19 protein-coding genes are annotated in these 19,417 nt (G+C 58.7%); all 19 read left to right on the top strand.

Features of this window, described 5'->3' with window-relative positions; genetic code table 11:
* The first annotated feature begins 24 nt into the window (after positions 1 to 24).
* The 19 genes from atpE to G5195_RS11555 all read left to right on the top strand — a co-directional run bounded on the left by atpE (position 25) and on the right by G5195_RS11555 (position 19,412).
* On the top strand, positions 25 to 267 hold the full coding sequence (gene atpE, locus G5195_RS11645; RefSeq protein WP_005307205.1) for a F0F1 ATP synthase subunit C: 243 nt from the start codon (positions 25 to 27) through the stop codon (positions 265 to 267).
* Positions 268 to 322: 55 nt separating this feature from the next.
* Positions 323 to 793: a F0F1 ATP synthase subunit B gene (atpF, locus tag G5195_RS11640; RefSeq protein WP_204480536.1), complete on the top strand. Its 471-nt coding sequence runs from the start codon at positions 323 to 325 to the stop codon at positions 791 to 793.
* A gap of 13 nt (positions 794 to 806) precedes the next feature.
* Positions 807 to 1,340, top strand: coding sequence for a F0F1 ATP synthase subunit delta (gene atpH / locus G5195_RS11635; RefSeq protein WP_204480539.1), 534 nt, complete (start codon positions 807 to 809; stop codon positions 1,338 to 1,340).
* A 15-nt stretch (positions 1,341 to 1,355) separates the two neighbouring features.
* Positions 1,356 to 2,897 carry a F0F1 ATP synthase subunit alpha gene (atpA, locus tag G5195_RS11630; protein WP_216952485.1) on the top strand — a complete coding sequence of 514 codons (1,542 nt, stop codon included), beginning with the start codon at positions 1,356 to 1,358 and terminating at the stop codon, positions 2,895 to 2,897.
* Between the two features lie 42 nt (positions 2,898 to 2,939).
* Positions 2,940 to 3,806, top strand: coding sequence for a F0F1 ATP synthase subunit gamma (gene atpG / locus G5195_RS11625; RefSeq protein ID WP_041210471.1), 867 nt, complete (start codon positions 2,940 to 2,942; stop codon positions 3,804 to 3,806).
* A gap of 33 nt (positions 3,807 to 3,839) precedes the next feature.
* The gene (gene atpD / locus G5195_RS11620; protein ID WP_026455856.1) at positions 3,840 to 5,228 is read left to right on the top strand and encodes a F0F1 ATP synthase subunit beta; all 1,389 of its coding nucleotides are present in this window, start codon (positions 3,840 to 3,842) and stop codon (positions 5,226 to 5,228) included.
* 18 nt (positions 5,229 to 5,246) lie between these two features.
* Positions 5,247 to 5,675, top strand: coding sequence for a F0F1 ATP synthase subunit epsilon (locus G5195_RS11615; RefSeq protein ID WP_005339345.1), 429 nt, complete (start codon positions 5,247 to 5,249; stop codon positions 5,673 to 5,675).
* A gap of 94 nt (positions 5,676 to 5,769) precedes the next feature.
* Positions 5,770 to 7,137 carry a bifunctional UDP-N-acetylglucosamine diphosphorylase/glucosamine-1-phosphate N-acetyltransferase GlmU gene (gene glmU / locus G5195_RS11610; protein ID WP_421223534.1) on the top strand — a complete coding sequence of 456 codons (1,368 nt, stop codon included), beginning with the start codon at positions 5,770 to 5,772 and terminating at the stop codon, positions 7,135 to 7,137.
* 20 nt (positions 7,138 to 7,157) lie between these two features.
* On the top strand, positions 7,158 to 8,561 hold the full coding sequence (locus G5195_RS11605) for an undecaprenyl-phosphate glucose phosphotransferase (RefSeq protein ID WP_421223532.1): 1,404 nt from the start codon (positions 7,158 to 7,160) through the stop codon (positions 8,559 to 8,561).
* On the top strand, positions 8,545 to 9,900 hold the full coding sequence (locus tag G5195_RS11600; protein ID WP_421223531.1) for an outer membrane beta-barrel protein: 1,356 nt from the start codon (positions 8,545 to 8,547) through the stop codon (positions 9,898 to 9,900). Before G5195_RS11605 ends, G5195_RS11600 begins: the two co-directional genes overlap by 17 nt.
* 1 nt (position 9,901) lies before the next feature.
* Positions 9,902 to 10,441: a polysaccharide biosynthesis/export family protein gene (locus tag G5195_RS11595; protein WP_421223529.1), complete on the top strand. Its 540-nt coding sequence runs from the start codon at positions 9,902 to 9,904 to the stop codon at positions 10,439 to 10,441.
* A gap of 15 nt (positions 10,442 to 10,456) precedes the next feature.
* Entirely contained in the window at positions 10,457 to 12,598 is a 2,142-nt protein-coding gene (locus G5195_RS11590; protein WP_421236162.1) for a GumC family protein, read from the top strand.
* A complete protein-coding gene (locus G5195_RS11585) occupies positions 12,595 to 13,809 on the top strand; it encodes a lipopolysaccharide biosynthesis protein (protein WP_421236161.1) in 1,215 nt (404 codons plus the stop codon). Before G5195_RS11590 ends, G5195_RS11585 begins: the two co-directional genes overlap by 4 nt.
* Positions 13,806 to 15,185 carry a capsular biosynthesis protein gene (locus G5195_RS11580; protein ID WP_421236160.1) on the top strand — a complete coding sequence of 460 codons (1,380 nt, stop codon included), beginning with the start codon at positions 13,806 to 13,808 and terminating at the stop codon, positions 15,183 to 15,185. Before G5195_RS11585 ends, G5195_RS11580 begins: the two co-directional genes overlap by 4 nt.
* Positions 15,182 to 16,192 (top strand): glycosyltransferase family 2 protein, encoded by a 1,011-nt coding sequence (locus tag G5195_RS11575; protein WP_421236159.1) that lies wholly within the window; start codon positions 15,182 to 15,184, stop codon positions 16,190 to 16,192. The genes G5195_RS11580 and G5195_RS11575 overlap by 4 nt, the downstream gene beginning before the upstream one ends.
* Complete coding sequence (locus tag G5195_RS11570; protein ID WP_421236158.1) at positions 16,189 to 17,406, top strand: glycosyltransferase family 4 protein; 1,218 nt, start codon at positions 16,189 to 16,191, stop codon at positions 17,404 to 17,406. The genes G5195_RS11575 and G5195_RS11570 overlap by 4 nt, the downstream gene beginning before the upstream one ends.
* Complete coding sequence (locus tag G5195_RS11565; protein WP_421223520.1) at positions 17,403 to 17,894, top strand: serine acetyltransferase; 492 nt, start codon at positions 17,403 to 17,405, stop codon at positions 17,892 to 17,894. The genes G5195_RS11570 and G5195_RS11565 overlap by 4 nt, the downstream gene beginning before the upstream one ends.
* Entirely contained in the window at positions 17,881 to 19,008 is a 1,128-nt protein-coding gene (locus G5195_RS11560) for a glycosyltransferase family 4 protein (protein WP_421236157.1), read from the top strand. The genes G5195_RS11565 and G5195_RS11560 overlap by 14 nt, the downstream gene beginning before the upstream one ends.
* Complete coding sequence (locus tag G5195_RS11555; protein ID WP_421223517.1) at positions 19,005 to 19,412, top strand: hypothetical protein; 408 nt, start codon at positions 19,005 to 19,007, stop codon at positions 19,410 to 19,412. Before G5195_RS11560 ends, G5195_RS11555 begins: the two co-directional genes overlap by 4 nt.
* The last annotated feature ends 5 nt before the right edge of the window (positions 19,413 to 19,417 follow it).

The following is a 19,417-nucleotide window of genomic DNA, read 5'->3' as shown; positions in this document are numbered from 1 at the left end:
ACATCTAAATAAATGGAGATCCTCATGGAAAACTTGAACATGGACCTGCTGTACATCGCTGCTGCAATGATGATGGGTCTGGCTGCTATCGGCGCTTCCATCGGTATCGGTATTCTGGGTGGCAAGTTCCTGGAAGGTGCTGCTCGTCAACCTGATCTGATCCCTGTTCTGCGTACCCAGTTCTTCATCGTAATGGGTCTGGTGGATGCGATCCCGATGATCGCCGTTGGTCTGGGTCTGTATGTGATGTTTGCGGTTGCTGGCTAAGTCGTTACGACATCTCCAGGCATAACCCATTAACTAACTAAAGAGGACATCGGCTGTGAATATCAACGCCACCCTCCTCGGCCAAGCAATTGCTTTTTTCTTCTTCGTTGTGTTTTGCATGAAGTATGTATGGCCGCCGCTGATGGCTGCCATCGAAGCCCGTCAGAAAGCTATTGCTGACGGTCTCTCTTCTGCCGAACGAGCCAAGAAAGATCTGGATTTGGCCAAGGCCAACGCCGTCGATCAGCTGAAAGAAGCCAAGCTGCAGGCTGCTGAAATCATTGAACAGGCCAACAAACGCAAGGCCCAGATCATTGATGAGGCAACTGTCGGTGCTCAGGCTGAGCGGGAAAAAATCCTGGCTCAAGGCCGTGCCGAGATTGAAGCTGAACGTCATCGTGCCAAAGAGGAACTGCGCAAGCAGGTTGCTGCTCTTGCCATTGCGGGTGCAGAGAAGATCCTGGCGCGCCAAATCGACCAGGCTGCCAACAGCGACATCGTCGACAAACTGGTAGCTGAACTGTAACGGGAACGGGGCTATGTCTGAACTGACTACAATCGCTCGCCCCTACGCCAAGGCTGCTTTCGAGTTTGCCGTTGAGCACAAGGCGGTTGATCAGTGGCTGGGGATGCTCAGCTTCGCTGCGGAAGTAGTGAAGAACGAGACCATCCACTCCCTGGTTAACGGCTCTGTGGCTGCCGACGAGCTGGCAAAACTGTTTGTCAGCATCTGCGGGGAGCAACTCGACGAGCATGGCCAGAACCTGATCCGGGTAATGGCAGAGAATGGTCGCTTGGGTGTGCTGCCGGCGGTCGTTGCCGAATTTGTGGTGTTCAAGTCTGAACTGGACAAAGAAGTTCAGGCTGACGTGATTTCGGCGATTGCACTGACCGACCAGCAGAAAGCCAATATTCAGGCTTCTCTGGAACAACGTCTCGCGCGCAAAGTGAAGCTGAATTGCAGCATCGACGCGTCCTTGATGGCCGGGGTGCTCATCAAGGCCGGTGATCTGGTTATCGACGGAACTGTCCGCGGCAAGCTGGATCGCATGGCTGACGCGCTGCAATCTTGATTGGGGTATTAGAGCATGCAACTGAATTCCACTGAAATCGCCGAGCTGATCAAGCAGCGCATTGCGCAGTTTGATGTAAAGAGCGAAGCGCGTAACGAAGGTACCATCGTCTCCGTGAGTGACGGTATCATTCGTATCCACGGCCTGGCCGATGCCATGCAGGGTGAGATGATCGAGCTGCCGGGCAACCGCTACGCTCTGGCATTGAACCTGGAGCGTGACTCCGTTGGTGCCGTAGTGATGGGTCCCTATGCCGATCTGGCCGAAGGGATGAAAGTAAAAGGTACTGGCCGCATTCTGGAAGTGCCGGTCGGTCGTGGTCTGCTGGGCCGGGTGGTCAACACCCTGGGTCAGCCTATCGACGGTAAAGGTCCGGTCGAGCACGATGGCTTCTCTCCGGTAGAAGTGATTGCCCCGGGCGTTATCGAGCGTAAGTCTGTTGACCAGCCTGTCCAGACCGGTCTGAAAGCCATCGACTCCATGATCCCTATCGGTCGTGGCCAGCGTGAGCTGATCATCGGTGACCGCCAGGTAGGTAAAACTGCCATTGCGATCGACACCATCATCAACCAGAAAGACTCCGGCATTAAGTGTGTCTACGTTGCGATTGGCCAGAAGGCCTCCACCATCGCCAACGTGGTGCGCAAGCTGGAAGAGCACGGTGCTCTGGCCAACACCATAGTAGTGGTTGCCTCTGCTTCCGAAGCGGCTGCCCTGCAATACCTGGCTCCGTATTCAGGTTGCTCCATGGGTGAGTACTTCCGTGACCGCGGTGAAGATGCCCTGATCATTTATGATGACCTGTCCAAGCAGGCCGTTGCATATCGTCAGATCTCCCTGCTGCTGCGCCGTCCGCCAGGACGTGAAGCATTCCCGGGCGACGTATTCTATCTGCACTCCCGTCTGCTGGAGCGTGCAGCTCGCGTCAACGACGAGTACGTAGAGAAGTTCACCAAGGGTGAAGTGAAGGGCAAAACCGGTTCTCTGACCGCGCTGCCGATCATCGAAACCCAGGCGGGCGACGTATCCGCGTTCGTTCCGACCAACGTGATCTCCATCACCGATGGTCAGATCTTCCTGACTTCCCAGTCTTTCAACGCCGGTATTCGTCCTGCGGTTGATCCGGGTATCTCCGTATCCCGTGTGGGTGGTGCCGCCCAGACCAAGATCGTCAAGAAGCTGTCCGGTGGTATCCGTACCGCGCTGGCCCAGTATCGCGAACTTGCTGCCTTTGCCCAGTTCTCTTCCGACCTGGACGATGCAACTCGCAAGCAGCTGGACCACGGTCAGAAAGTGACCGAGCTGATGAAACAGAAGCAGTACTCTCCGATGAGCGTGGCTCACCAGTCTCTGGTGCTGTTCGCCGCGGAAAAAGGCTATCTCTCTGATGTCGAGTTGAGCAAGATCCTCGACTTCGAAGCCGCTCTGCTCTCTTTCGCCGATACCCAGCATGCTGAGCTGATGGCTGAAATCAATGCCAAGGCTGACTACAACGACGCGATCGTTGGCAAGCTGACTGCGTTGCTGGATGACTTCAAGGCAACCCAGACCTGGTAAGCGAGTGTGGCAGCGCAAGCTGCCACCTGATGGAGAGAAGAGATGGCCGGCGCAAAAGAGATACGTAACAAGATCGGGAGTGTTAAAAACACTCAAAAGATCACCAGCGCTATGGAAATGGTGGCAGCAAGCAAGATGCGCCGTGCGCAGGATCGCATGTCTGCCAGCCGTCCGTACGCTGAAACCATGCGCAAGGTGATCGGCCATATCGCTCAGGGGAACCTGGAATACAAGCACCCCTACCTCATCGAACGTGAGGTCAAGCGAGTGGGTTACATCGTCGTCTCCACCGACCGTGGCCTGTGTGGTGGTCTGAACATCAACCTGTTCAAGGCTGCCCTCAATGATATGAAGCAATGGAGCGCGAAAGGTGCCAAGGTTGACCTGGCTCTGATCGGCAACAAAGCCTCCAACTTCTTTGAACGGCACGGCGCCAAGGTGAAAGCTCACGTCGCAGGACTGGGCGATAACCCGAGCGTCAATGACCTGATTGGTTCAGTCAAGGTCATGCTGAAGGCTTACGACAACGGTGAGATTGACAAGCTGTATCTGGTGTACAACAAGTTCGTCAACACCATGGTGCAGCAACCACGGGTCGATCAACTGCTGCCTTTGCCCGTAACTGAAGACAGCAAGCTCGCCAAGAAACACCACTGGGATTACCTCTATGAGCCGGATCCCAAGAAGCTGCTGGATACCCTGCTGGTTCGCTATGTCGAATCTCAGGTCTACCAGGGTGTAGTGGAAAACTTGGCCAGTGAACAGGCAGCCCGAATGGTTGCCATGCAAGCCGCGACTGACAACGCCGGTAACCTGATTAACGATCTGCAACTGGTATACAACAAGGCCCGTCAGGCCAGTATTACCCAGGAGCTGACAGAGATCGTATCCGGTGCTGCTGCGGTGTAAGGCAAGGGTTATCAAAGGTTTAGAGGATTTGACATGAGTAACGGTTTCATCGTCCAAATCATCGGCGCTGTAGTGGACATCGAGTTCCCGCAGAATGCCGTGCCCCAGGTGTACGATGCACTGAAGGTCGTTAGCGAAGGTCAAGGCCAGGGTCTGGTGCTGGAAGTTCAGCAACAGATCGGTGGCGGCGTCGTTCGTTGCATCACCATGGGTTCCTCCGACGGTCTGCGTCGTGGGTTGGAAGTAATGAATAGCGGTAAATCCATCCAGGTTCCGGTCGGTACTGCGACACTGGGTCGGATCATGAACGTACTGGGCGAGCCAATCGACGAGAAAGGCCCGATCGGTGAAGAAGAGAGCTGGTCAATCCACCGTGAAGCCCCCAGCTACGAAGATCAGTCCAACAGCACCGAGCTGCTGGAGACCGGCATCAAGGTTATCGACCTGGTATGTCCGTTCGCCAAGGGTGGTAAGGTTGGTCTGTTCGGTGGTGCCGGTGTAGGCAAAACCGTAAACATGATGGAGCTGATCCGTAACATCGCGATCGAACACAGTGGTTACTCTGTATTCGCCGGTGTAGGTGAGCGTACCCGTGAGGGTAACGACTTCTACCACGAGATGATGGAGTCCAACGTACTGGACAAAGTATCTCTGGTTTACGGTCAGATGAACGAGCCGCCCGGAAACCGTCTGCGCGTAGCGTTGACCGGCCTGACCATGGCCGAGAAGTTCCGTGACGAAGGTCGTGACGTGCTGTTCTTCGTGGACAACATCTACCGTTACACCCTGGCCGGTACCGAAGTATCCGCACTGCTGGGCCGTATGCCTTCCGCAGTAGGTTACCAGCCGACCCTGGCCGAGGAGATGGGTGTTCTGCAAGAACGTATCACCTCCACCAAGACCGGTTCCATCACCTCCGTACAGGCCGTTTACGTGCCTGCGGATGACTTGACTGACCCGTCTCCAGCGACCACCTTCGCCCACCTGGATGCGACCGTCGTACTGTCCCGTCAAATCGCGGCACTGGGTATCTACCCGGCCGTTGACCCGCTGGACTCTACCTCTCGTCAGCTGGATCCGCTGGTGGTTGGCAAAGAGCACTACGAGACCGCTCGTGGCGTTCAGACCGTACTGCAGCGCTACAAAGAGCTGAAGGACATCATCGCCATCTTGGGTATGGATGAACTGTCAGAAGAAGACAAACTGACCGTAGCCCGTGCCCGTAAGATCGAGCGTTTCCTGTCCCAGCCGTTCTTCGTAGCAGAAGTGTTTACCGGTTCTCCGGGTAAATACGTGCCGCTGAAAGAGACCATCCGTGGTTTCCAGGGCATCCTGAAAGGCGAGTATGACGATCTGCCCGAGCAGGCGTTCTACATGGTTGGCGGTATCGACGAAGTCGTCGAGAAATCCAAGAAACTGTAAGCCTCGACAGGAGGGCCCATGGCAGAGATGATCTCCTTTCACCTGGACGTGGTGAGCGCCGAAGGAAAACTGTTTTCCGGTCGCGTGCAATCCGCTCAGGTATCAGGCTCCGAAGGTGAGTTGGGTCTCCGCCACGGTCATGCTCCGTTGCTGACTGCCATCAAGCCGGGCCTGGTCCGCTTGGTGAAGCAGAACGGAACTGAAGAGGTGCTGTACATCTCCGGCGGTATGCTGGAAGTACAACCTGAATCCGTGACCGTGCTGGCGGACACCGCGATTCGTGCTGACGACTTGGATGAGGCGAAAGCCCAGGAAGCCAAGCGCGCAGCCGAAGAGCGGATCCACAGCTCCCATGGTGATATCGACTACGCCCAGGCCGCCACCGAGCTGGCCAAGGCGATGGCTCAACTGCGAGTCATCGATATCGTCAAAAAGAATTACCGCTAATAACGGTGATGTAAAAAGCGACCTTCGGGTCGCTTTTTTTTTACCCGTTGGATAGACTCCGCCGAGTATTTCCTCATGTTCCAAAGGTCAATTTATGTCCCTCAACGTCGTGATCCTGGCGGCGGGTAAAGGTACCCGCATGCGTTCTTCCCTGCCCAAGGTACTCCACCCGGTAGCCAACAAACCCATGGTTTCCCATGTGATCGATACTGCCCGTCAGGTCGGTGCCGAGCAGCTGCATCTGGTCTATGGCCACGGTGCCGAACTGCTGAAAGAGCGGATCGTGGCGGCCGATGTGAACTGGGTGCTGCAGGCGCAACAGCTGGGGACTGGTCACGCCGTCGCCCAAGCCATCCCGTTTTGGAAGGATGAAGACGACGTGCTGGTGCTCTACGGCGATACCCCGCTGATCCAGCCAGAGACCCTGCAGCGACTGCTTGCTGCCAAGGCTGAAAACGGTATGGCACTGCTGACCGTGGTACTGGACAACCCTACCGGCTATGGCCGTATCGTCCGTGAAAATGGTCAGGTAGTCGGCATCGTCGAGCAGAAGGATGCCAATGCCGAACAGCTGGCCATTCGTGAGGTGAACACCGGCGTGCTGGTGGCCAATGGGGGCCAGTTGCGTCAATGGTTGTCTCGTCTCGACAACAAGAATGCCCAGGGTGAGTTCTATCTGACGGATGTGATCGAGATGGCTCACGGCGATAATTGCCCGATTGCCGCTGTGCATCCAGAGCGTGCCGCTGAAGTTGAAGGGGCCAACAATCGGGTGCAATTGGCCCAACTTGAGCGCAGCTATCAGCAGATGCAGGCCGAGAAACTGATGATTGCTGGTGCAACCATGATCGACCCCGCACGCTTTGATTTGCGCGGGGTTTTGGAAATTGGTGAAGAGGTTGTTATTGATGCAAACGTCATCATTGAGGGCAAGGTGACTCTCGGCAATCATGTTCGTATCGGAGCCGGTTGCGTACTGAAAGATTGTGTCATTGGCGATCACACCGAGGTGAAACCCTACTCGGTTATCGAGGGTGCGCAGGTGGCAGATCAGTGCTCAGTGGGTCCGTTTACCCGCTTGCGTCCGGGGGCGGTTCTGGAGCAGGATGCGCACGTTGGCAACTTCGTCGAGATGAAGAAGGCCCGTCTTGGGGTTGGTTCCAAGTGCGGTCATCTGACCTATCTGGGTGATGCCGAGATCGGTGCCGGGGTAAATATCGGAGCCGGTACCATCACCTGCAACTACGACGGGGTCAACAAATTCCAGACCATCATCGAGGACGATGTGTTCGTCGGTTCTGATACCCAACTGGTAGCGCCTGTTCGCATCGGCAAGGGGGCCACCCTGGGTGCCGGCTCTACTATTACCAAGGACGTGGGTGAACATGAACTCGTGATAACCCGGGTACCCCAGCGTCACATCAAAAACTGGGCTCGTCCGGTCAAGAAAACTGATAAGTGATATCAGTATGAAGGCGACCCATGAACAAACGAATCATCAAGCTCGCAGACGCGAGCCACAGTCTGTTTTCCCGTTTTGTCGATCTGGTGGGAATTTCAGTCTCAATGGTGCTGCTTTCGCGACACTTTGGTTTGTTTCATGGGTTGGACGAGATGTCACTGGCCACGCTGGGCATGGTGGTCTTCTTTCTGGTTTCCCAGAATACCGGGCTCTATTGCAGCCGGGTTCGTAAACATCTGGCGCAGTCTCTGCTGCGCCTCATCTTCTCCTGGTTGGTAACAGCTACCCTGCTCTACCTGCTGGTCTATCTGGTTCCCATCTTCAAACCCTACCACCCTTTCCCGCTGGAGCTGGCTGTGCTCTGGCTTGCCATGGCCTGTCTTATTTCTACCGGCTATCGGGTGCTGTACCGACTGGTGACCCTCTGGTTCAGCGGTGCCTCCTGCTGTCGGCGTGTGGCCATCATTGGCGTGACTCCGGCCGGACTGGCGCTGGAAAAATCCCTGTGGGAGAGCCCGCGTCACGATATTCAGATGCTCGGATTTTTCGATGCCCGTAGCGAAGAGCGCTTCGGTTACCCGACTCGCAGTCCTCTGTTGGGTGATGTCGATGAGCTGCTCGAGCTGGCACGCAAAGGGCTGGTCGACGAAATCTATCTGGCGCTGCCCCTGACCGCCCGGGAGCGTATCAATCACTACCTCTACGAACTCTCCGACACCACGGTTAATACCTATCTGGTTCCCGATTTCTACGAGTACGGTCTGACCGTATCCCACATCGATCGGGTGGGCGATATCTATACCTTCAGCTTTTTCGATTCCCCGTTTGAAGGTGGCGCCGCCCTGCTCAAACGGATTGAAGATCTGGTGCTGGGTTCACTCATCCTGCTGCTCATCTCTCCGGTCATGGCGCTGGTCGCTCTCGGGGTGCGTCTCTCTTCACCCGGACCTGTGCTCTTCAAGCAAGATCGCTACGGCCTGGGGGGAAAACGGATCCAGGTCTGGAAATTCCGCTCCATGCGCGTCATGGAGAATGATGCCGTGGTGACTCAGGCAACCAGAGGCGATCCCAGAGTGACGCCATTCGGTGCGTTTTTGCGTCGTACCTCGTTGGATGAGCTGCCGCAGTTTTTCAATGTGATTCAAGGCTCCATGTCGATCGTGGGGCCACGTCCCCATGCCGTGGCACACAACGAGCAGTACCGCTCACTGGTGGAGCGGTACATGCTGCGCCACAAGGTCAAACCGGGGATTACCGGGCTGGCCCAGATAAATGGATTTCGTGGTGAAACCGACACCCTCGACAAGATGGAGATGCGGGTCAAGTTCGATCTCAAGTACATCCAGTACTGGTCGCTCGGACTGGATTTCAAAGTCATTTTCCTGACTGTATTCAAGGGGTTTATTGGTGCGTCCGCTTACTAGCCTCGTTTGCGCCGGACTGCTGCTCTCCCCCTCTCTTTCAGTCCGTGCCGAGGTCACTCCCGTATCCCATCAGGGGCCGCTGGGTCTGGAGATCCAGACCGAAGTGGAGAGTCGTTATGGTCACGACAGCAACCTGCTGTGGCTGCGTGACAGTGGTCAGGCGATTGACTCCGATTTCGTCGGGATCTCCCCGGAATTTCGCATGGTGGGTGAACGCGGCCTGGATCGTTATCAGTTCAGCTATCTGGGTGATTATCGTCGCTATGGCAGCAGCCATGCGGATGACTATGCCGATCACCAGTTCCAGTTTGACGGCAGCTGGCGCTTCTCCCTGCGCAACGCCTTCAAACTGATGTACCAGTATCGGCTGGGCCATGAGGCGCGTGGCGAGGGGCTGACCGAAGGCTTTATGTTGCAGGGAGATGCCTCTCCTTGTCCCAGCGACGCTGATAAGAAAGGTCGTGCGCTCTGTGGTGATGCCACATTCGGCAGATTTCAGATAAATGAGCCGTTGCGCTTCAAACGCAGCGAAGTGGGTGGCCGCTACAGTTACGGTGCACCCGATGCCAGAGGCAAGCTGGAACTGGCGCTCTCCCACAAGGATTTGGGCTATCTCGACAAGCACCTCTACCTGCATGACTTTGAACGCTATATGGCCGAGCAGGAGTGGCAGGAGAACACCGCCATTGTCGAGCTGTTCGATCAGGTGAGCCATGTCAGCCGTTTTCGTTACACCCTGCAGACCAATCTGCGACGCTACCCAGCCAATCCACGCAAGGATTCCGACGAGTTTTTCCTTATCACCGGGGTGATGAGCCAGCTGACCGGCAAGACCCGGATCGATGCCAATATCGGCGGGATCTACAAGCGTTTCGTCAACGATCCGCAGGCGGAGAGTTTCAAAGGGCTGAACTGGGAGCTGCGTCTGGAGTGGCAACCGCTCGATTACAGCAAGCTCGCGCTGCTCTCCAGCCGGACCATTCGTGATCCGGGTGGTGACGGCGGCTATGTCAGCAGCCAGCTATATGGCGCCGAGTGGCAGCACCACTGGTCACCCGGAGTGGCGACCACGCTCTCTTATCACGATATCCGGGATGATTATCACCAGTCGGTGGTCTGTGGTAACGACAACCGCCACCGTCAGGACGACATCCATCGCTGGGGCATGGGCATCAGCTACGACATTCGTCCCTCCGTCAGTCTGGGGCTCCACTACCAGCAGGCCGACTCAGGTTCCAGCTTTGCCGGGCAGCCCATCGACATCGGCGGCAATTGCTATGGCCGTGCCCTCGGTTACGACAAACAACAGCTTTCTTTTTCACTCAAGGTAGCCATTTAACATGAACAAAAGCGTGATGGTGCTTCTGCTTGGCTGGTTGTTCAGCCTGTCGGTCTGGGCTGGCCAGAGCCCGCAAGGCAACGATTCCGCCTACCGGTTGGCGCCGGGGGACGAGGTCGAAATCCGGGTGTATGGCGAGCCGGATCTGTCGATGAAGTTCAAGGTCGATACCAGTGGCCACGTCAATTACCCCTATCTGGGTCAGGTGCTGCTGATGGGCCATACCACCACTGAGGTGGCCGAGCTGCTGACCAGAGGGCTCAAGCACGGCGTGCTGCTCGATCCCATGGTGACGGTCAACGTGACCACTTTCCGCCAGGTGTTTGTTGCTGGCGAGGTGGCTCACCCGGGGGGCTACGAATACCAGCCCGGCCTGACGGTGGAGAAGGCCGTCGCGCTGGCGGGTGGTTTCACCGATCGCGCCGCCAGACGGGATATCAGCCTGCGCCTCAATGGCTGCGATCAGTTGCTGGAAGAGGTGAGCCTGCAACGGCAGCTCAATCCCGGCGACATCATCATCATCGAACAAAGTTTCTTCTGATCCAGGACGCTCTTCATGACTTCATTGTTGGTTGAAAATGGCCGTGCGCTAGAGAGCCGCCTCGATTTCAGCGGCCCCTGGCGGGTGCTCAAGGCAAACTGGTGGAAGGTGGTATTGTTTGCCGCCGTGGTGACCCTGGCGGCAGCCCCCTTTATCTTCAGCATGCCGCCCTACTATCAATCCAGTGCGACCCTGCTGCTGAAGGCAGATGCCAACAGCGCTTCCCCTATCGAGCCCGTCTATCGGGTCGATACCAGCCGCCGCGAGTACTACAACACCCAGTTCGAGCTGCTCAAGTCACGCCGGGTGGCCGAGAAGGTGGTTACTCATCTGGGCTTGGCCGAGTTGCCGGAATTCAACGGGCAGCCCAATCCGGACAGCTGGCTGAGCCGCATCAAGGGGCTCTGGAGTGCCGGACATCAGGAGGATGCCTCCTCACGCCACCAGCATGCGCTGGAGTATCTGGCCAGACACCTGACCGTCTCGCCGGTGCGCGATACCCAGCTGGTCAGCATAGGGTTCGAATCCCGCTCTCCCGAGCTGGCCGCCAGCGTCGCCAATGAGGTGGCCCAGACTTACATCGATCTCAATGTGGAGGAGCGGGTCGATGCCAACACCACGGCATCGCACTGGAACCAGAGCCGGCTGGTGGAGATAAAGGCCAGTCTGGAGAAGCAGGAGAAGCAGCTCGGCGATTTTCTTGCCCGCAATGATCTGCTGACGTTTCGCGGCGTAGATGGTCTGCAAACCGAAGAGCTCGGTATCATCACCAACAAGTACGCGGATGCACGCGAGCGGCGGCTGGCGGCGCAGGCCGAATTCCAGTCCATTCAGGAGTACGGCCGCAATCCGGCGGCGCTGGCTTCCCTGCCCGAGGTCTCCAACCACCCCCAGATGCAGGATCTGCGCATCGCCCTCATCAAGGCCCAGCAGGAGCTCTCCGAGCTGGCCAAGCGTTATGGCCCCAAGCATGACCGTATTCTGCAGGCCGAAGCACGCATCAAGGCGCTCAATACCCAGTCAAACCAGCTGATGCGGGAGATTGCCGACGGTATCGAGGATCGCTACCTGAGCAGCCAGCGCAAGGAGCAGGAGTACCTTGCCCAGCTTGACGAGAAGAAGCGGGAGTTCTCCTCGCTGGCAGTCAAGAAGGATGAGTACAACAACCTGAAGAACAATATCGACAAGACCCGTCAGCTCTATAACGAGCTGTTCCGCCGTCAGGAAGAGACCCGCCTGAACGCTCAGCTGCACGAGTCGAATGCCATCCTCTACGACGCGGCATCGGTGCCCTTGCTGCCTGCCAAACCAAACAAGATGCTGTTTCTGCTGATGGTGGTGATAATGGCGGGCATGGTTGCCGTGCTGGTAGTCATCACTGCCGGAGCGCTGCGCAATACCCTGGATCGTCTGAGCCAGCTGGTCTCCCAGCTCGGTGGTCGGGTGCTTGGTGAAATCCCGCGGCTGGCGGCCCTGCAGGATCAGAGTGCTCTGCTGCGGGTGGGGGCGGTCAATCCCAGAGTAGGTGCCAGTGCCGATGACCTCTACGCCATCATGCGGCTGGAGCCGGGTCAGCTGCAGCGCATCATGATCACCTCGACCCGTGCTGGTGAGGGCAAGTCGACGCTGGCGGCTCTCTGTGCCGCCAGCTTTGCCCGCCATGAGCGGGTGCTGCTGGTGGATGGGGATCTGCGCCGGGGCTCCCTTGGTCGCCAGTTGCTGGGGCAGGCAGCCAGACCGGGGTTAGCCGAGCTGCTCTCAGGCGAAGCCGACTTGGCTGTCTGTCTGGTGCCAAAAGAGGGATTGACCCTGCTGCCTGCTGGTCAGCCGGTATCTTCCCCGCTGGCACTGCTTGGTTCCCCGCGCTGGAGCGAACTGCTGGCAACCCTTGCCGGGCAGTTTGACCGCATCATAGTGGACACTCCTGCGCTGGAGGTCGGCAAGGATGCTCTGCTGCTGGGGCAACCGCTGGATGGTGCCATTCATGTGGTTCAGTCCGGGCAACTGCCGGCCAGCCGGGTGCTGAGCGTGCTTGCACAGCTGCGGGATGCCAGAGTGGCGGTTCTGGGGACTGTGCTGACCCAGGTCGCCGAGCGGGATCTGGAAGGGGCTGAGAACCTGAGATTCTGTGGTGCTCCCACCCGGGGCGCACTATGAAACTGCTGCGCAGCATCACTACCATAGGTGGTGCTTCCGTGCTATCCCAGCTGATCGGGGCGCTCTCGGTCTGGTCACTTTCGCACAAGTTCGACATGGCTGCGGTCGGGCTCTATGCCCTCAGCTACAGTCTGGTGCTGATCGGTGCCCAGCTTGCCACCTTTGCCTCGCAACTGCTGTTGCCCAAGCTGGAGGAGGCCGAGCTGCCCGGCAACCTGATCTTTTCCCTGTTGCAGGTCTTGCTACTCCCCATCCCCTATGTGCTGGTGGTGGTCTGCTTTTTCTCGCTGCCGCTCTGGCCGCTCTACCTGCTGACCGTGACCCACGGGCTGATCCTCATCGCCGAGAATCTGGCTCTGCGGGCCGGCCACTACCAGCGGCTCGGTCTGCAGCGTATCTCGGCCTCTGCCGTGGTGCTGCTCTGCCTGCTGCTTGCCCCTGACATGGTGCACTTTTATCAGTTATGGGCCTGTCTGTTGCTGCTGGTGATCGGGGGCTGGTTGTGGTCTGCCTTTGCCTGGCACAGTGCCATGCTGAGGGAGGCTGCCCCGCGCCACCTGCTGCACTTCTTCTCCCGCCATAAAGCGCATCTGGCTGGTGTCGGCAGTGCCGAGGTGCTGGCGATGGTGACGGCCAATCTGCCGACCGTGCTGATCAACTTCTGGTTTTCCCCTCTGGTGGCGGGCTACTTTGCCGTGGTCAACCGCTTCTGTCTGGCGCCCGTGGTGATTGTCGGCAACGCCATCCGCCACTCCATCTTCTCGCGATGGTCGGAGGATTTTCGCCTGCGCCGTTTCAACGGGGAGGAGTTTCGCAAGGTGAAGCGGCTGCTGCTGGCGATGGGCAGTGCGGCCACCCTCGGGATCCTCATCTGCTATCCGCTGGTGATGAAGTGGTTCTTCAATGCGGAGTGGATCGCCTCCATCAATACCTCCCGCTACATGTTGCCCTATGTCTTTACTGCGGTAGCCATCTGCCCGTTGACCGTGATCGAGCTGGTGTTCGGCTCGCCCCGCTACTTTTTGCGGATCCAGCTTGAGCAGCTGCTGGTCGTAGTGATTGCCTTCGTACTGTTGCCCTGGTTGCAGCAGGAGTACGCTCTCTGCGTGCTGGCCTTCTCTCTGCTGACTGCGGTGCGCTACGGCTTCGTCTTTTTGCGGGTCAACCGCCGGGCTGCCGAGTTGCAGGGGCGGATGGAGCTGGCCTCGTGAACAGCGCCTTCATCATGCAGGCCAATCTGCTGCTGTCGCTGGTGATCTGCGGCCTGGCCCAGTACGTTACCGGTATTACAGCCTTCCTCTGGCTGCCCTTCCTGCTGGCCATTGCCACCTTGATGTTGCTGCCGCTGCAGACGCGTTACAGCCCGTTGCGGCTCGACTATCAGGAGAAGGTGCTGCTGCTGCTCTACTGTGGTTTGCTGGTGCTGGCGCTGCTGGGCACCCTGCTTCAGCAGGGGGGCATGGTGACTATCATCGGTTTCAAGAACGAGCTGGCACTCTCTCTGCTGCTTCCCTGCCTGTTGCTCGGCTTTTGCCGCGAGTCACAGATTTACCGCATCATGAAGCTGGTGGAGTGGGTCTTCTACCTGCAGATCCCGGTGGTGCTGTTTCAGGTGCTGGTGGTGGTGCCGAAGCGGGTGGCAATGCGCGGCGAGTTTGAGAAGTGGGACTCGGTGGTCGGTACCTTCGGGGGGGATCCCATGGGTGGCGGCAATACCGGTGCACTCGGCTTCTTCTGCCTGCTGGTGATGCTGATCAAGCTCTCCGAGTTTCGCCACGGCCTCATTTCGCGTCGTTCGGTCGCTTTTCACATTCTTGCCGCCTTTGCCATCTGTGTGCTGGCCGAGGTGAAGTTCGTCATTCTGTTGTCCCCCTTGCTGCTGGCCTGGGTCTGGCTCTCGCCAAGCTATGTCAGGGGGATGAAGAGCTATGACCTCAAGCGTCTGTTGCTGATTGCGCTGGCGATGACTGCACTGGTGGCAGTGGCCGTTATGGTGCTGGCTGCCTCCTACTCATCCGCGTTCGAAGGGGCCGGGCAACAGGGGGCCATTGCGCTGTTTATCGACTCCCTCGGCTATATCTTCGATCCCAACCACATCAACCCGGAAACCGGCGAGCTGGGGCGGGTGACGACGCTCTTTTTCTGGGCCAGCAACGGTGATCACCACGGTCTCAGCAATCTGCTGTTTGGTTATGGCCTCAACACCACCAACCATGGCAGCACCCTGCCCGGTTTTCTCAATCCCCTGTTCAACGTGCTGCTCGACTCCACCTCCCTCAGCGTGTTGCTGTGGGAGGTGGGACTGATGGGCACCCTGATATTCATCGCGCTGATCGTTCTGCTGCTCTGGTGCTGCCGTCCCCGTCCGTTGCTGGATCGCCAGCTGCTGAGCGCGGCAGATGTGCGTCTGCTCAGCTATCAACCCGCTTTCATCGCGTTCGGGATCGCCTGCCTGCTGAGCTTGCCTTACAGCCAGCTGCTGATGCTGATCCCGGTGCAGCAGTTTCTCTTCTATTTCGTGCTGGGTGCCGCCCTGGTGATCCGTTCTTCGGTTCGGCAGGCCACCCGTTCCCGTGAGGTGTCATGACTCCATCCACCCTTATCTCCGTCATCATCAAGACCTACAACGAGGAGGCAGGGATTGCCGATACCATAGCCAGCATCAGGAGCGCTCTGGCCGACTACTCCCACCAGATTATCGTGGCGGACAGTCTTTCGACCGACCGTACCCAGGCGATCGCCTGCCAGCTGGGAGTCACTGTCGTCAGCCTGACCAACCCGGCCGATCGCTGTTGTGGCGTGGGGCCACAGCTTGGCTACCTCTTCAGCGAAGGGGAATTCCTGCTGCTGCTCGATGGCGACATGAAGCTGGAGCCGGAGTTTGTGCCAGCCGCCATTGCGCACATGCACTCCCATCCCGAGTGCGGTGGCGTGGCCGGGCGGGCCGAGATGGATGATGCCCGCAGCTATGAGTTCAAGTCGCGCAAGCAGCGCATCAACCAGATCTATCCGCTGGGCGAGTCGCGCTGGCTGTGTGGTGGCGGTCTGTTTCGACGCAGCGCCATCGAGCAGATCGGCTATCTCACCAATCGCAACCTGCACGGTTACGAAGAGGCGGAGCTGGGTATCCGGCTGCGTCAGGCGGGCTATCGGCTGGAGCGGCTCGATGTCCCCTTCTTCTTTCACACCTCCCACACCATGGACTCCCTTGCCCTGATCCGTTACCGCTGGCGCATGGGGTATCTGTTTGCCAGCGGCGAGCTGGTGCGCTCGGCGTGGGGGCAGCCCTATTTTCGCGAGGTGCTGTCGGTGATCCGCTCCGAGCTGCTGTTCGGGCTCTACCTGCTGGCACTCCTGTTCTGCGTATTGCTTTTCGCAGCCGGGCTGCCGTTCTGGTTGCCGCTGCTCGCGCTGGCACCGCTGGGTGGCTTTATCGCTCTCAAGTGGTTGAAGAACCGCTCCCTGCAAGATGCCCTGCGCAGTGTCATGAATCTCTCCATCTATGCAGCCGGGCTGGTGCGCGGCCTGCTGTTGCCCCAGCGCTCCCCGCGCGAGGCGCCCGCCCATCGTCTGATCCAGGAGTCATTGCCGTGAAGGTGCTCTTTGCCAACAAGTTCTTTTTCATGAAGGGAGGTGCCGAGACCGTCCTCTTTCAGGAGCGGGAGATGGTGCGTCAGGCGGGTCATCAGGTGATCGACTTTGCCATGCAGCATCCGGATAACCTCCCCTCGCCCCAGAGTGGCTACTTTCCGGCCAACGTTGATTATCACCAGCGGCACGGGCTCTTCGATCGGCTGAAGATCGCCGCTCGCTTCATTCACAATCAGGAGGCCTGTGATCGGCTGGCGGAGCTTATCCGTGCCGAGCGGCCCGATATCGTTCACTTTCACAACATCTACCACCAGCTCACCCCGGCGATCATCCGGGTGGCCAAATCCCTGGGCTGCAAGACGGTGCTGACAGCCCACGACTACAAGGTGGCCTGTCCCAACTACAGCATGCTGGTCGATGGCGAGCCGTTCGATCTGACCCGGATCGAGGGTTCCTGGCTCAAGCTGTTTCGCCATCAGTGGCAGGAGGGGTCATGGGGCAAGAGCCTGCTGCTCTCTGCCGAGGCGGCCTGGCAGCAGTGGCGCCGCAACTATGAGCAGGTCGATGCATTGGTGGCGCCGAGCGCCTTCATGGCTGGGATGCTTCGCACCCGGCTGCCTGCTTCCCGCATCGAGGTGATCCTCAATGGTATCGATGTCGAGTCGAGCCGCGAAAGCGGAGAGGATCGTGGGTACTTTCTGTTCCTCGGGCGCCTGATGGCCGAGAAAGGGGTCGAGACGCTTGCCCGTGCCCATCAGCGCATGACGCGGCCGGCGGGTCTCAAAATTGTGGGCGGTGGCCCGCTGCAGGCGCACCTCGGGCAGCATTATCCCAATGCCGAACTGCTGGGGTTCAAGCAGGGGGAAGCGTTGCTCGATCTGCTGCGTCACGCCAAGGCTGTGGTGGTGCCGTCCGAGTGGTACGAGAACTGCTCCATGTCGGTACTGGAGGCGATGGCCTATGGCAAACCGGTGATCGGGGCTCGAATTGGCGGGATTCCGGAGCAGATCCGCGACGGTCTCGATGGCTTGCTGTTCGAGGCGGGTAATGCCGACGAGCTGGCCCGCTGCATGGACAGGCTGGTGGCCGAGCCGGAGCAGACGGCGGCCATGGGGCGTTCGGCCCGTCAGCGGCTGATCGACAGTTACTCCCTCGCCAGCCACCAGCAAGCCCTGCTGGCGCTCTACCAGTCGTTGCTGGAGGAGAAACAGAGATGAGTTTCTGGCACGAGTTGAAAACCGAACTGGCACTCAATCCGAGCAAGACGGCGCGCCTGTTCCTGTTCAGTTACCGGCTGGCACAGGGAGGCCGCTTTATGAGGCTGCCCTGCTTGTTGCTGCTCAAGGGATTCAAGCTGCTGTGCGGCCTCGATATCTCGCCAAGAGCCCGGCTGGGTTGGGGCCTGCGCCTCTATCACCCGCAGAATATCGTCATCGGTGACGGCGTGCAGATGGGGCGTGACTGCACCCTGCGCCACAACTGCACCCTGGGCAACAAGCCAGATCGTCAGAGCGGTCAGCTTCTCTCGCCCAGCGTGGGGGACGGGGTCGAGTTCGGCACCGGCGCCATCGTTATCGGGGCCATCGCCATTGGTGATCATGCCTGTGTCGGTGCCGGCGCCGTCGTCACTCGTTCCGTTCCGGCTCGCGCCGTTGTTGCGGGCAATCCCGCCAGAATCATTCGAGAAGATCATGAAGCAGATTAGTGTGACCGTGCTCGGTACCCGGGGGATCCCCCATGTACTGGGCGGTGTCGAAACCCATTGTCAGTCCCTCTATCCGGAGCTGCACCGCCAGTTCGAAGTGGCGGCGACCGTGCTGGCTCGTGCCCCCTATGTGAATTACCGAAGCGGCGAGTTTGAAGGAGTGGCTCTCAAGGCGTTGCCCGCCCCCAAAAAGAAGTCGCTGGAGGCAATCCTCCACTCTCTGCTCGCGGCTTTTTACTGCCGCCGTCATGCCTGCGATCTGGTGCATGTCCATGCCATCGGCCCGGGGCTGGTGGTACCGCTGCTGAGGTTGCTTGGCAAACGGGTGGTCTTTACCCATCACGGCCCCGACTATGACCGCCAGAAGTGGGGGGCGCTGGCCAAGTGGGTATTACGCCTTGGTGAGCGCTGGGCGGTACGCTATGCCAGCGAGGTGATCGTCATCTCCGAAGTGATCAACGAGGCGATCCGCCGCCAGTACGATCGCCAGGATGCCCACCTCATCTACAACGGGGTGAAACGGGTCGCGCTGCCTGCTGCGGACAAGAGGGAGCTGACGCTGGCCCGTTTCGGACTGACCGCTGGCAGCTATCTGGTGGCGGTGGGCCGCTTCGTCGAGGAGAAGGGGCTGCACGATCTCATCGCAGCCTATCGCCAGCTCGATACCGAGCTGCCGCTGGTGCTGGTGGGGGATACGGATCACCCGACTCCCTACAGTGAGCGCTTGCAGCGGATAGCGGATGAAACACCGGGGGTGATTCGTACCGGTTTCCTCAATGGCGAGGCGCTGATCAGCGTCTTTTCACAGGCGGCCCTGTTTGCCATGCCCTCTTATCACGAGGGGTTGCCGATAGCCCTGCTGGAGGCGCTCTCCTTCTCCCTGCCGGTGGTGGTGAGCGACATTCCCGCCAATCTGGCGGTGGCGCTGCAACAGGAGTGCTATTTCCCGGTCGGCGATGTGAGTGCACTGGCTGAGCGGCTCAACGCCCAGTTGACTCGCGGCAAGGTCGATTACAGCGACTATCTGCAACGGTATGACTGGCAGCGGATCGCCGGTCAGACCATGGAGGTCTACCGCAAGGCTTTGGGCTTGCCCGCAGGAGAAAACCAATGAGCCAATTACCGCAGAAAACGCAGGGGGCGATCGACCGCTTCTACCGTGCTCTCTCCCCCGAGGTGGGCGAGAGCCTGAGTGAAACCCAGCGCGACGGTATCGAGCAGGCGCTGCGGCTGATGAGTGATGGCAAGTCGCACGCCATCAACGTCAACAGCGCCTTCGGCATCGGTCGCTGGCGCTGCTATCTGGTGGTGTTGATGGGACGGGATCGCCGTCATCGCGGGCGGGAGAGCGGCTTTCGCTTTCACCTAAAGGTGCTGCTGACCACCCTGCTGTTACTGCTGGGGATCTGCGGCATGGTGCTGCTGCTCTATCTGGTGAAGTCGGCCCTTGGCATCGACATCTTCAAGCACTTCTCGTTCGGGGTGTGGGATCTGTTTAAAAAGAGCGTGCTGATGTAATGAAA

This window comes from Aeromonas sp. 601039 (genome assembly GCF_049174415.1).
Taxonomy (GTDB): Bacteria; Pseudomonadota; Gammaproteobacteria; order Enterobacterales; family Aeromonadaceae; genus Aeromonas; species Aeromonas veronii_A.
The sequence above is the reverse complement of the archived record's forward strand: the minus strand, read 5'-3'. Positions and strand labels throughout refer to the sequence as shown.